General features: G+C 61.7%; 14 protein-coding genes, 1 tRNA gene and 1 riboswitch. Of the genes, 13 read left to right on the forward strand and 2 right to left on the reverse strand.

From position 1 onward, the window contains the following. Nucleotides 1-26 precede the first annotated feature (26 nt). From leuD to ASD03_RS33410, 7 genes are all read left to right on the forward strand, one after another. Entirely contained in the window at nucleotides 27-632 is a 606-nt protein-coding gene (leuD, locus tag ASD03_RS33380) for a 3-isopropylmalate dehydratase small subunit (protein ID WP_025425142.1), read from the forward strand. Between the two features lie 8 nt (nucleotides 633-640). Beyond that, nucleotides 641-1,021, forward strand: coding sequence for a RidA family protein (locus ASD03_RS33385; protein ID WP_025425143.1), 381 nt, complete (start codon nucleotides 641-643; stop codon nucleotides 1,019-1,021). Nucleotides 1,022-1,142: 121 nt separating this feature from the next. Next, nucleotides 1,143-1,982 carry a MoxR family ATPase gene (locus ASD03_RS33390; protein WP_025425144.1) on the forward strand — a complete coding sequence of 280 codons (840 nt, stop codon included), beginning with the start codon at nucleotides 1,143-1,145 and terminating at the stop codon, nucleotides 1,980-1,982. Then, nucleotides 1,979-2,431, forward strand: coding sequence for an NUDIX domain-containing protein (locus tag ASD03_RS33395; RefSeq protein WP_025425145.1), 453 nt, complete (start codon nucleotides 1,979-1,981; stop codon nucleotides 2,429-2,431). Before ASD03_RS33390 ends, ASD03_RS33395 begins: the two co-directional genes overlap by 4 nt. Before the next feature lie 192 nt (nucleotides 2,432-2,623). After that, nucleotides 2,624-2,701: riboswitch (SAM riboswitch) on the forward strand. A gap of 63 nt (nucleotides 2,702-2,764) precedes the next feature. Continuing rightward, entirely contained in the window at nucleotides 2,765-3,691 is a 927-nt protein-coding gene (gene metA / locus ASD03_RS33400; RefSeq protein ID WP_025425146.1) for a homoserine O-succinyltransferase, read from the forward strand. A 14-nt stretch (nucleotides 3,692-3,705) separates the two neighbouring features. Further along, nucleotides 3,706-4,890 (forward strand): VWA domain-containing protein, encoded by a 1,185-nt coding sequence (locus ASD03_RS33405; protein ID WP_025425147.1) that lies wholly within the window; start codon nucleotides 3,706-3,708, stop codon nucleotides 4,888-4,890. A 289-nt stretch (nucleotides 4,891-5,179) separates the two neighbouring features. Beyond that, entirely contained in the window at nucleotides 5,180-6,202 is a 1,023-nt protein-coding gene (locus ASD03_RS33410) for an aldose epimerase family protein (protein WP_025425148.1), read from the forward strand. Nucleotides 6,203-6,314: 112 nt separating this feature from the next. Here the strand turns inward: ASD03_RS33410 and ASD03_RS33415 are convergent. Further along, nucleotides 6,315-6,389: transfer RNA gene (locus tag ASD03_RS33415), tRNA-Gly, on the reverse strand. A 255-nt stretch (nucleotides 6,390-6,644) separates the two neighbouring features. Between ASD03_RS33415 and ASD03_RS33420 the strand changes: the two genes are divergently transcribed. From ASD03_RS33420 to ASD03_RS33440, 5 genes are all read left to right on the forward strand, one after another. After that, nucleotides 6,645-7,154, forward strand: a complete 510-nt coding sequence (locus ASD03_RS33420; RefSeq protein WP_025425149.1) for a prolyl-tRNA synthetase associated domain-containing protein — start codon at nucleotides 6,645-6,647, stop codon at nucleotides 7,152-7,154. Between the two features lie 58 nt (nucleotides 7,155-7,212). Next, nucleotides 7,213-8,190: a thioredoxin gene (trxA, locus tag ASD03_RS33425; protein ID WP_025425150.1), complete on the forward strand. Its 978-nt coding sequence runs from the start codon at nucleotides 7,213-7,215 to the stop codon at nucleotides 8,188-8,190. Nucleotides 8,191-8,314: 124 nt separating this feature from the next. Beyond that, a complete protein-coding gene (locus ASD03_RS33430) occupies nucleotides 8,315-8,995 on the forward strand; it encodes an LON peptidase substrate-binding domain-containing protein (RefSeq protein ID WP_025425151.1) in 681 nt (226 codons plus the stop codon). A 10-nt stretch (nucleotides 8,996-9,005) separates the two neighbouring features. Next, complete coding sequence (locus ASD03_RS33435) at nucleotides 9,006-9,194, forward strand: Trm112 family protein (protein ID WP_025425152.1); 189 nt, start codon at nucleotides 9,006-9,008, stop codon at nucleotides 9,192-9,194. Nucleotides 9,195-9,281: 87 nt separating this feature from the next. Then, complete coding sequence (locus ASD03_RS33440; RefSeq protein WP_025425153.1) at nucleotides 9,282-9,674, forward strand: hypothetical protein; 393 nt, start codon at nucleotides 9,282-9,284, stop codon at nucleotides 9,672-9,674. Between the two features lie 4 nt (nucleotides 9,675-9,678). On the opposite strand, the gene ASD03_RS33445 is transcribed toward ASD03_RS33440, so the two are convergent. Continuing rightward, nucleotides 9,679-10,893, reverse strand: coding sequence for a ubiquinone biosynthesis hydroxylase (locus ASD03_RS33445; protein WP_057210855.1), 1,215 nt, complete (start codon nucleotides 10,891-10,893; stop codon nucleotides 9,679-9,681). Between the two features lie 85 nt (nucleotides 10,894-10,978). Here ASD03_RS33445 and tesB point away from each other — a divergent pair, with 85 nt between their 5' ends. After that, nucleotides 10,979-11,869 (forward strand): acyl-CoA thioesterase II, encoded by an 891-nt coding sequence (gene tesB / locus ASD03_RS33450; protein ID WP_025425155.1) that lies wholly within the window; start codon nucleotides 10,979-10,981, stop codon nucleotides 11,867-11,869. Nucleotides 11,870-12,077 lie beyond the last annotated feature (208 nt).

The raw sequence follows: 12,077 nt of genomic DNA on the forward strand, positions 1-12,077 counted from the left end.
TTCGCTGAAATCGAAGGCCTGAAGTTATGGAAAAGTTCGTCAAGCTCACCGGCGTCGCCGCTCCCCTCCCCGTCGTCAACGTCGACACGGACATGATCATTCCGAAGGATTACCTGAAGACGATCAAGCGCACCGGCCTCGGCACCGGACTTTTCGCCGAAGCGCGCTACAACGAGGACGGCTCGGTCAACCCGGATTTCGTGCTCAACAAGCCCGCCTACCAGAACGCCAAGATCCTGGTCGCCGGCGACAACTTCGGCTGCGGCTCCTCGCGCGAGCACGCACCGTGGGCGCTTCTCGACTTCGGCATCCGCTGCGTGATCTCGACCTCGTTCGCCGACATCTTCTACAACAACTGTTTCAAGAACGGCATCCTGCCGATCGTCGTCAGCCCGGAGAACCTGGACAAGCTGATGGACGACGCCTCGCGCGGCTCCAACGCCATCCTCTCGGTCGACCTGGAATCCCAGGAAATTACTGGTCCGGACGGCGGCACGGTCAAGTTCGAGGTCGATGCCTTCAAGCGCCACTGCCTGCTGAACGGCCTCGACGACATCGGCCTGACGCTGGAGAAGGCAACGGCCATCGACAGCTTCGAAAAGTCGACCACCGCCTCGCGCCCCTGGGCGTGAGCGACGGGATGACGCGCAAGCTCATCTCTTCCGGTTCGCCCTTCGAGAAGACGGCAGGCTATTCGCGTGCCGTCGCCAAGGGCGACTGGTGTTTCGTCTCCGGCACCACCGGCTACGACTACGCCACCATGACCATGCCGGAAACGGTGGAAGAGCAGGCGCACAATTGCCTGAAGACGATCGAGGGCGCGCTGAAAGAGGCGGGCTTCTCGCTCTTAGACGTGGTGCGCAATCACTACTACGTCACCGATGCCAGTTTCGCCGACCGGGTTTTTCCGATCTTCGGCGAGATGTTCGGCGAAATCCGCCCTGCCGCCACCATGATCGTCTGCGATCTCATCCGCCCGGAAATGCTGATCGAGATCGAGGTTACCGCCTTCCGCGGCTGACGTCTGACGGGTCGCAGCCAGCGGCAGTGACACCTGCACCGCTTATGCGCTACTGCAGAAGCATGACGACGGCCCTCGCCCGCAGGACCGTTTTCCGCATCACTATGACCGGAAGAAGCCCATGCAATTCGAAGGCACCGCCGACTATATCGCCGACAAGGACCTGATGATCGCCGTCAACGCCGCGATCCGGCTGGAACGGCCACTGCTCGTCAAGGGCGAGCCCGGCACCGGCAAGACCGAGCTTGCGCGGCAGGTTGCAGCTGCTCTGGGACTCGACCTGATCGAATGGAACGTCAAGTCGACGACCAAGGCGCAGCAGGGACTTTACGAATATGACGCCGTCTCGCGCCTGCGCGACAGCCAGCTCGGCGACGAGCGCGTCAACGACGTCAAGAACTACATCCGCAAGGGCAAGCTTTGGCAGGCCTTCGAGGCCGGGAAGCGTGTGGTGCTCTTGATCGACGAAATCGACAAGGCCGACATCGAGTTTCCGAACGACCTGCTGCAGGAACTCGACCGGATGGAGTTCCACGTCTACGAGACCAACGAGACGATCCACGCCCGCCAGCGGCCGATCGTCGTCATCACCTCCAACAACGAGAAGGAACTGCCGGACGCTTTTCTGCGCCGCTGCTTCTTCCACTATATCCGCTTTCCCGACGCAGACACGCTCGCCCGCATCGTCGAGGTGCACTATCCCGGCATCCGCAAGACGCTGCTTTCGGCAGCCCTTGCCGCCTTCTACGATATCCGCCAGGTGCCGGGGCTGAAGAAGAAGCCCTCGACCTCCGAAGCGCTCGACTGGATCCGCCTGCTCGTCGCCGACGAGATCGACCCGGCCGACCTGCGCGCCGATCCAAAGACCATGCTGCCGAAGCTGCACGGCGCGCTTCTCAAGAATGAGCAGGACGTCCACCTTTTCGAGCGCCTGGCCTTCATGGCACGCCGCGACGGATGAGACCGGACGCCAACAAGGTCCTGATCTACGCCACCTGGCGAGGGCATCTGCTCGTCTTCGACGAGCCGGACTTTCCCGATGTAGATCTGCAGGTCCCGGGCGGCACGATAGAACCGGGAGAAAGCCCTGAAGCGGCGGCCTTCCGCGAATTTGTCGAGGAGACCGGGCTGACGCCGCCGCCGGCATTATTGCCATTTAAAACGCAGGACTATCACTTCACGCAGAACGGCCGGAAAATCTGCCATCGCCGGCACTATTTCCATGGGCCGTTAGCCGGCGAACAAAAGGAACCCTGGCTGCACCGCGAAATGACGCCGGAGAGCGGTGGCCCGCCGATCCGCTTTCGCTTCTTCTGGCTCAGTCAGAGCGAGGCCGGCAAGCGGCTGGGATATGGCATGCAGAACGGTCTGGACTTGCTGCACCTAGCAACAGATTGCCCCTCACCCTAACCCTCTCCCCGCAAGCGGGGCGGGGGAACGCGGCGACCGCAACCTCATCACCTGCTGTAAGCCTGAAAGGGAGCCGAACGGCCGCGGCAATGTCCCTTCTCCCCGCCTGCGGGGAGAAGGTGGCGGCAGCCGGATGAGGGGCCAACCCACACGAATCGTTTTTCATTGACCCCCGCGGCCTTGCCGCGCTATCAAACAATCCGTGGTGATTTGGCCGGCCGGCTTGCAGCCACGTTAAACAAATCGCTAAAGGGCCGAGGAAACGTGGATTTTCCGAGGACCGGTCGCGATCAATCGCCGCCGGTTTTTTTGTATTGATCGAGTGGAAGCCCCATGCCCATCAAGATACCCGATACGCTGCCCGCATTCGAGACCCTCGCGACCGAGGGCGTGCGGGTGATGACCGAGACCGTGGCGATCCGTCAGGATATCCGCCCGCTCCAGATCGGGCTGCTGAACCTCATGCCGAACAAGGTCAAGACCGAGATCCAGATGGCGCGCCTCATCGGCGCCTCGCCGCTGCAGGTCGAGCTGTCGCTGATCCGCATCGGCGCGCACCGCGCGAAGAACACCTCCGAGGAACACCTGCTTGCCTTCTACGAGACCTGGGAGGAGGTGAAGGCCCGCAAGTTCGACGGCTTCATCATCACCGGCGCCCCGGTCGAAACGCTGGAATACGAGGACGTCACCTATTGGGACGAACTCAAGCGCATCCTCGACTGGACGACGACCAACGTGCATTCGACGCTGAACGTCTGCTGGGGCGCGATGGCGGCGATCTATCATTTCCATGGCGTGCCGAAATATCCGCTGAAGGAGAAGGCTTTCGGCGTCTACCGCCACCAGAACCTGCAGCCCTCCTCCGTCTATCTCAACGGCTTTTCCGACGATTTCGCCGTGCCGGTGTCGCGCTGGACCGAAGTGCGCCGCGCCGACATCGATGCGGTGCCCGACCTTGAGATCCTGATGGAATCGAAGGAGATGGGTGTGTGCCTCGTGCACGAGAAGAAGGGCAAGCGCCTCTACATGTTCAATCACGTAGAGTATGATTCCACTTCGCTATCGGACGAATATTTCCGGGATGTGGATGCGGGCGTACCGATCAAGATGCCGCATGACTACTTCCCGCACAATGATTCAACCCTGCCGCCGCAGAACCGCTGGCGCAGCCATGCGCATCTTTTCTTCGGCAACTGGATCAACGAGATGTACCAGACGACGCCCTACGAAATGGACCTGATCGGCAGGAACGAAAGCTAGGGCCGGAGCCGCGGATGTTCATCCCCTTCTTCCTCGAATTGAAGGCCGCGAAGATCCCGGTGACGCTCCGGGAATTCCTGTCCTTGATCGAGGGCATGGAGGCGGGCATTGCCACCTTCGATATCGAGGCGTTCTATTTTCTCGCACGCACGGCATTGGTGAAGGATGAGCGCCATATCGACCGCTTCGACGGCGTATTCCGGCATTGTTTTTCCGGCCTTGAGGCCATCAATCCGCCAGACGAGTTCGCGCAGGGTGAAATCCCCGAAGAGTGGTTGCGCAAGCTTGCCGAAAAATATCTGACCGAGGAAGAGAAGCGCCTGGTCGAAAGCCTTGGCGGCTTCGAGACCCTGATGGAGACCTTGCGCCAGCGGCTCAGCGAACAGGAAGGGCGCCACCAGGGCGGCGCCAAATGGATCGGCACCGCCGGCACCTCACCCTTCGGCGCCTATGGCTACAATCCCGAAGGTGTGCGCATCGGCCAGGACGGCTCGCGGCACCGGCGCGCGGTCAAGGTGTGGGACCGGCGCGAATTCAGGGATTACGACGACACGGTCGAACTCGGCACGCGCAACATCAAGGTGGCGCTCAAACGGCTCAGGCGCTGGGTGCGCCAGGGTGCTGCCGACGAACTCGACCTCTCCGGCACGATCCGCGCCACCGCCGAGCACGGCTATCTCGATGTCGTCACCCGGCCGGAACGGCGCAATGCTATCAAGCTCTTGATGTTCTTCGACGTCGGCGGTTCGATGGACGACCATATCCGCATCGTTGAGGAGCTGTTTTCGGCGGCACGCGGCGAATTCCGCCACATGGAGCACTTCTACTTCCACAATTGCGTCTACGAAGGCCTGTGGAAGGACAATCGCCGCCGGCGCGCCGACATCACCCGCACGGCGGAGCTGCTGCGCACCTTCGGCAGCGACTACCGCGCGATCTTCGTCGGCGACGCATCGATGAGCCCCTATGAGATCAGCCACCCCGGCGGTTCGGTCGAGCATTGGAACGACGAGGCCGGCGGGCTCTGGCTCTCGCGTATCGCCGCCCATTTTCCCCGGTCTATCTGGCTCAATCCGGTTGCCGAGCAGCATTGGGGCTACACTCAGTCGATCGGCATGATCAGGAGCCTCGTAGGCGGACGGATGTTTCCCTTGACGCTTGCCGGACTGCAGGACGCGACGAAACAACTATCACGCTGAATCTACCGCAGAAAATCTCGATTTCCGGTTGCCGATCCACCTGAAATGACGCAGGTTGCTTGTCGTGAGGACTGCATGTTTCCGTAAATCGTAGAGCATCCCGCTTTCAAGTGGAATCACTGAAAGCGGATAAGATGCTCTAGAATCAAAGTGCTAGAGCGTCCTTTGTGTGTTCATCTGAACGCACGGCGCTCTAGCCGATTTAAGGATACAACATGCAGCAGTTCTAGAGTGTACAGCGACCTTTGCGCGTCTGCTAAGACGCGCGGCGCTGTGGGGGAGCCAGGCGATGGACAAGCATGCGGATACGGAAATCTTCGGACACCTGCCATCGGGTGAGCCGGTTCATCGTGTCGTGCTCTCCGGTGGTGGCCTTACTGCCTATATCCTCACCTGGGGCAGCGTGATCCAGGATCTGCGGCTGGATGGCCATGAGCCGCCGCTGGTGCTCGGGTTCACCGATCTCGAAAGCTATCTCGACCATTCCCCCTATTTTGGCGCGACGCCCGGCCGCTGCGCCAACCGTATTGGCGACGGTCGCTTCACGCTCGACGGCAAAACCTACCAGCTCGAATGCAATGAAAAAGGTGTGACCCACCTGCATGGCGGCAGCGACAACATCGGCAAGCGCAACTGGACGATCGTCAGCCACACACCGGACAGCGTCACGTTGGCGATCACCGACCCGGACGGCCGCGCCGGCTATCCCGGCAGCTGCCAGATCCGCTGCACCTACCAGCTCAAAGCCGGCGGCGTGCTCAGTGTCGTCTACGAGACGGAGACCGATCGGCCGACACTCGCCAATGTCTGCCAGCACAGCTATTTCAATCTCGATGGCGGCACGGACGCGCTTGGCCACGACATCATGATCGCCGCCGACCATTATCTGCCGACCAACGAGTTCCAGGTCCCGACGGGCGAAATCCGCCCGGTCGAAGGCACCGCCTTCGATCTCAGGGAAATGACCTCGCTCAAGCGCCAGACCGAGGGCGAACGCATCGCCTACGACCACAATTTCTGCCTTTCGCCGGAGCGCATGGCAAAACACTCAGTCGCCTTTGCCCGCAGCCTCAATTCCGGCGTGACGATGGAAGTGCTGACGACCGAGGCTGGCGTCCAGCTCTATACCGGCTTCAAGCTCGACGTGCCGGTGCCCGGCCTCGAAGGACGCCGCTACGGCGCCTTTGCCGGTTTCTGCCTTGAAACCCAGGTGTGGCCGGACGCGGTCAATCACGAGGGCTTTCCGAACGCGGTTCTGCGCCCCGGCGAACTCCGCCGCCAGGAAACCGACTATGTCTTCATGAAGAGCTGACAGGCGAGCGCATCGGCGCTGACAGCAGAGACAAGACGGCTGCTGCGTTTCGCCCGGGGCGAATGCATTGGCCGAAGCCAAAAGCATTTACAAGTAAAATGGTTGGGAAAATTGGAGCGGGTGAGGCGATTCGAACGCCCGACCCCAACCTTGGCAAGGTTGTGCTCTACCCCTGAGCTACACCCGCTCATTACCTCGGTCCGGGGGTAGTCGGTGGACCGTGGGTGCCGCGCTGTCTTGCGGCGACGGGCGCTATATGGCCTAAGCGATTTTGGAATGCAACAGGGAAATGTCGAGAAAGCGAATATTTTTTGGAAGCCTCCCCGGGAAGCCCGCAAATGCCGCGTTTTCGCGCCGCGCCGCCGTCTCTGAGATTGCACGCCGCGGCCGTTCTCCCCTAAAGCAGACTGGAAAAAAACGGAGCGGCAGGAGAATCACCCTCATGAACGAAGCGCAGCCGAAGACCGCGGACGAACTTTTCCGCTTTCTCGACGACCTCGGCATCGAACACAGCACCAAAAAACACGAGCCGGTGTTCACCGTGGCCGAATCGGTGGCATTGCGCGACGAAATCCCCGGCGGTCACACCAAGAACCTGTTCGTGAAGGACAAGAAGGACAACTACTTCCTTTTGACCGTAGAGGAACACGCGACCGTGGATCTGAAGACGGTACACCAGGTCATCGGTGCTGCGAGCAAGGTTTCCTTCGGCAAGCCGGAGAAGCTGATGGAATATCTCGGCGTCATCCCGGGAGCGGTGACCGCACTCGGCGCCATCAACGACACCGGCGGCAACGTCAAGGTGATCATCGACGAGGAATTGATGAAGTTCGATGTGATCAACTGCCACCCGCTTTCCAACGACGCGACGACCTCGATCGGCTCGAACGACCTGTTGCGCTTCATGGAAGCGACGGGACATGAACCGCTTGTCTTGAAAGTGACAGCCTGACATACGATCTTTGGCGCGAATGCAGGAAGCCGGATCACGAGCCGGCGAGGAGAGAAGAATGACGGGCAACGACAATCCCTATGCAGGGTCCTTCGGCAACCAGATGACCGCTTCGGCTTCCTTCGGCGGCCAGCCGGCCGCGGCCGCCGCACCGGGCGGCGACCTGATCAAGGAAACGACGACCGCCAACTTCAGCAAGGACGTGCTGGACGCCTCGCGCCAGCAGCCTGTTCTCGTCGATTTCTGGGCGCCCTGGTGCGGACCATGCAAGCAGCTGACCCCCGTGATCGAAAAGGTCGTGACGGAAGCCGCCGGCCGCGTGAAGCTCGTCAAGATGAACATCGACGACCATCCGTCGATCGCCGGCCAGCTCGGCATCCAGTCGATCCCCGCCGTCATCGCCTTCGTCGGTGGGCGACCGGTCGACGGTTTCATGGGTGCCGTGCCTGAAAGCCAGATCAAGCAATTCATCGAAAAGATCGCCGGCCCCGCCGTCGACGACAGCAAGGCCGAGATCGAGGCAGCACTTGCCGACGCCAAGGGGTTGCTCGAAGCGGGCGATGCCGAGAACGCCGCCGGGCTCTTCGGCGCCGTGCTGCAGGCAGACCCGGAGAATGTGGTGGCTATTGCCGGCATGGTCGATTGCATGATCACGCTTGGCCAGATCGCCGAAGCGCGCGAAGCGCTTACGAGCCTGCCGGAAGATCTTGCCAAGGATGCCGGCATCAGCGCGATCGCCAAGAAGCTTGACCAGATCGAAGAAGCCCGCAAGCTCGGCGATCCGAACGCCCTGGAACAGCGGTTGGCGGCAAACCCTGACGACCATGAGGCGCGCATGATGCTCGCCAAGATCCGCAACGTGGAAGGCGACCGCAATGGCGCGGCCGACCACCTGCTGACGGTCATGAAGCGCGACCGGGCTTTCGACGACGATGGCGCACGGCGCGAGCTCGTCTCGTTCTTCGAAGTCTGGGGCCCGAAAGACCCGGCGACGATCGCCGCCCGCCGCAAGCTGTCGTCGATCCTCTTTTCCTGAGCAGAGCAGCAAGATCGGTGCGTTTTTCCCTTGAGATTTTCGAAGGGCGCACCATTTCTTGATCTGGTTGGCTATGCCTATGGGCGTGGCGGGGCAGAACCGGACATCTGCAAGGTCAATTGGAATGCATGTCGGAAATGCACGTTATCTTGGTCCGCAGGACTTGCCGGAGATCATTCCGGTGTTTCCGCTGACCGGTGCGCTGCTGCTCCCGGGTGCCCAGCTGCCGCTCAACATCTTCGAGCCACGCTACCTGGCGATGCTCGACGACGCTCTTTCCGGCAATCGGCTGGTCGGGATTGTCCAGCCCTCCTTCTGCGAAGGCCGCAACGACATCGGCGTCGGGCCGGTGCCCGCGCTCTGCGAGGTCGGCTGCATCGGCCGCATCACCTCCTTTGCCGAAACCGGCGACGGCCGCTACATCACCTCGCTGACCGGCGTATGCCGCTACCGACTGTTTAACGAGGTGGCCGGCACACGCGGCTATCGCCGCTTCCGTATCGGGCCCTTCACGGCCGATCTCGAAAATCGCGACGATGAAAGCCTTGTCGATCGCTCGGCGCTGCTGGCAGCCTTCAGGGCCTATCTGGAGGCCAACAAGCTGAAGGCCGACTGGGAGAGTGTCGAGCGCGCCAGCAACCGCACGCTGGTCAACTCCATGGCGATGATGTCGCCCTACGGACCGGCAGAAAAACAGGCGCTGCTGGAGGCCCCCGACCTCAAGACCCGCGCCGAGACGCTGATTGCCATTACCGAGATCGTGCTTGCGCGCAATTTCGGCGATGTCGACAACATTCTGCAGTAAGCGAGGGGTCATGGACGTCAACGCCAGCAAGGTCGATCCGAAACTGCTCGAACTGCTCGTCTGCCCGTTGACCAAGGGCCGGCTCAGCTATCGCGCCGAAGCCAATGAGTTGATCTCGGAAAAGGCACGGCTCGCCTATCCCATCCGCGACGGTGTGCCGATCATGCTGATCTCCGAGGCACGCAAGATCGAGGACTGACGCCAGCGGCCGATCCCACATCCTTTGACGATCAGTCAAGGAATAGCCCGTAAGTTGCCTGGACTATCGGTAGCTCGGCGGGACACGATGAACATCTGGCACTACGTCGTCGCGATCGTGACTCTGACCGCGCTTGGCGCGGCGGTCCATGTCTTCCGCTCGTCGTTCAATTTCATTCCCGATCGCTTCAATGCCGCGCCCGGCCAGTTCTGGCGCAATCACGCCATCGACGACATGCTGAGTGCGAACTACGGTTTCTGGGACATGGTCGCCGGGACCGAATACGACGAGGACGGATTTTACGAGTTCTTCAGCCGCAGAAATCTACGCATCTGCTTCACGTGGACGATCGCGATCGGCATGACATTGCTGTTGTCGTACCAGGATCTGCAAGACAAATTCACTGCCGTCGTCGATGTCGCGCCCGGCTGGCTCTGGGCGCTTTTCGTCTACCGGATCGAGAATCTCACCATCTTCTGACCCCTCAGATCGGCTGGCCGGAAAGCAGCCGCGGGTCCGCGTCGCCGGCAACGCCGGCCGCCTGGCGGATGAAGAAGCTTTTGAGGGACGGCAGCCGATCGACAAGACCGAGACCGAAGTCGCGGGCGATCCTGACGGGTGTAATGTCGTTCGAAAACAGTCGGTTGAGCACATCCGTGGTCACCCCCATGCGGAAGGTGTCGAACCGGCGCCAGCTCTGGTAGCGCTCGAGGATAGCAAGCGAACCGATATCGAGCCCGAGACGATCCGCCTCGACGATCGTCTCGGCCAGCGCCGCCACGTCCTTGAAGCCGAGATTGAGGCCCTGGCCGGAGATCGGGTGGATCCCGTGGGCGGCATCGCCCGCAAGCGCAAACCGCGGTTTTACGAAATCGCGCGCAAGGGTCAGGCCGAGCGGAAAGGCGCGACGGCCGCCGACAACCTTGAGATGGCCAAGCCTGTGGCCGAAGCGGCGCTCCAGCTCTTCTTCGAAGAGGAAATCGTCGCCCTTGACCAGGCGCTCCGCGTCCGCAGTGCGCTCGGTCCACACCAGCGACGAGCGATTGTTCTTGAGCGGCAGGGTGGCAAAGGGGCCGGCCGGCAGGAAATGCTCCTCGGCCGTGCCTTCGTGCGGGCGCTCATGCTCGACGGTGGTAACGATGCCCGACTGGCCATAGTCGAATTCGACCGTCTTGATGCCGGCCGCATCGCGCAGCTTCGAGCGCACGCCATCGCAGGCAACCAGCAGACGGGCCTCCAACTGCTCGCCGCCGGTAAGCGTCACCGCAACCGCATGATCGCCGCTCTCGAAGGTTTCGACCATGGTCGACTGCCGCACGGTTACACCAAACTCCTCGCAGGCGGCGCGCAGCGCGCCGACCATGGCCGTGTTCGGCACCATATGGGCAAAGGGCCGCCCCTCCTCCCCCTCGCCGTCGAAGGTGAGGAAAACCGGGCGCACCGGATCGGATGTCTTCGAATCGGTGATGACCATGCGCCGGATCGGCTCGGCCTCCGGCACAATCGCCTGCCACACGCCGAGAACATCGAGCATGCGCTCAGCTGCCGAGGCGACGGCAGAGGCGCGCTCGTCGCGCTTCCAGGCGCCTTCCGGCGCACCGTCTATGACGGAAACTTCGAGATGCGGTGCCGCCTTCTTCAGCGATACCGCGAGCGAAAGGCCGACATAGCCGCCACCGGCAATCAACACATCGATCATCCGCTTTCTCCCGTCGCACTTGAGCATCGTTTCATGCCTATATAGATCAATGCCATCGCCGTTCCTACCATCGGAGACAGCCGAAATGTCGCGCCCCACTGAGACCGCAACGCCCATGGATGCGCTGCTTGCCACACTCGACCTCGAAAAGCTCGAGGAGAACCTGTTCCGTGGCCGCAGTCCCCAGGTCGGCTGGCAGCGCGTGTTCGGCGGCCAGGTGATCGGGCAGGCGCTGGTCGCAGCCCAGCGCACTGTCGACGAAGGCCGCTACGTGCACTCGCTGCACGCCTATTTCATGCGCCCAGGCGATCCGTCCGTGCCGATCATCTACGAGGTGGACCGCATCCGCGACGGCTCGAGCTTCGCCACGCGGCGTGTCGTCGCCATCCAGCACGGCAAGGCGATCTTCTCAATGTCGGCGTCGTTCCAATATGACGAGGACGGCTTCGAACATCAGATCGACATCCCCAACGTGGCGATGCCGGAAACCCTGCCGGGCGAGCAGGAGCTGAAGGACAAGTTCCTGGCGCACGCCCCCGAAGCGATCCGCCGCTACTGGGAGCGGCCACGGCCGATCGAGATCCGGCCGGTCTCGCTCACCCACTATTTCGCCCGCAACGATGGTAAGCCGACCCAGGACGTCTGGGTCAAGGCCGTCGGCCATGTGCCCGACGAGCGCCACCTGCAGGCGGCCGTGCTTGCCTACCTCTCGGACATGACGCTGCTCGACACGTCGCTCTATGCCCATGGCACGTCGGTGTTCGATCGCAACCTGCAGGTTGCAAGCCTCGATCACGCCATGTGGTTCCATCGCCCCTGCAAGATGGACGACTGGCTGCTCTATACCCAGGACAGCCCCAGTGCCCATGGTGCCCGCGGCATGACCCGCGGCAGCCTTTTTGACCGTTCCGGCGTGCTGATTGCCTCGGTGGCGCAGGAAGGCCTGATCCGGAAAAAGGCAGCTGAACAGGAATAGGGCACTTATTCTTTTCTGCCTATTTTTTAATCTTCTAAAGTGACGATTTTTTAGCGCGTCGCGGCACCGTCGCTGTGCGTGATAATTTTCCCATGCCTTTTCATAGGTTTAGCGTGCCACGACGAATCTGGCACGCCCCTTGAATGTAGCTGTCCGGTTGCACGGCGCTTTCAGCGTTCCGCAGCAAGGAGAGATGGCCTCCGACCGG

The sequence above is a fragment of the Ensifer sp. Root127 genome, assembly GCF_001425225.1.
In the GTDB taxonomy this organism is placed as follows: Bacteria; Pseudomonadota; Alphaproteobacteria; order Rhizobiales; family Rhizobiaceae; genus Ensifer; species Ensifer canadensis.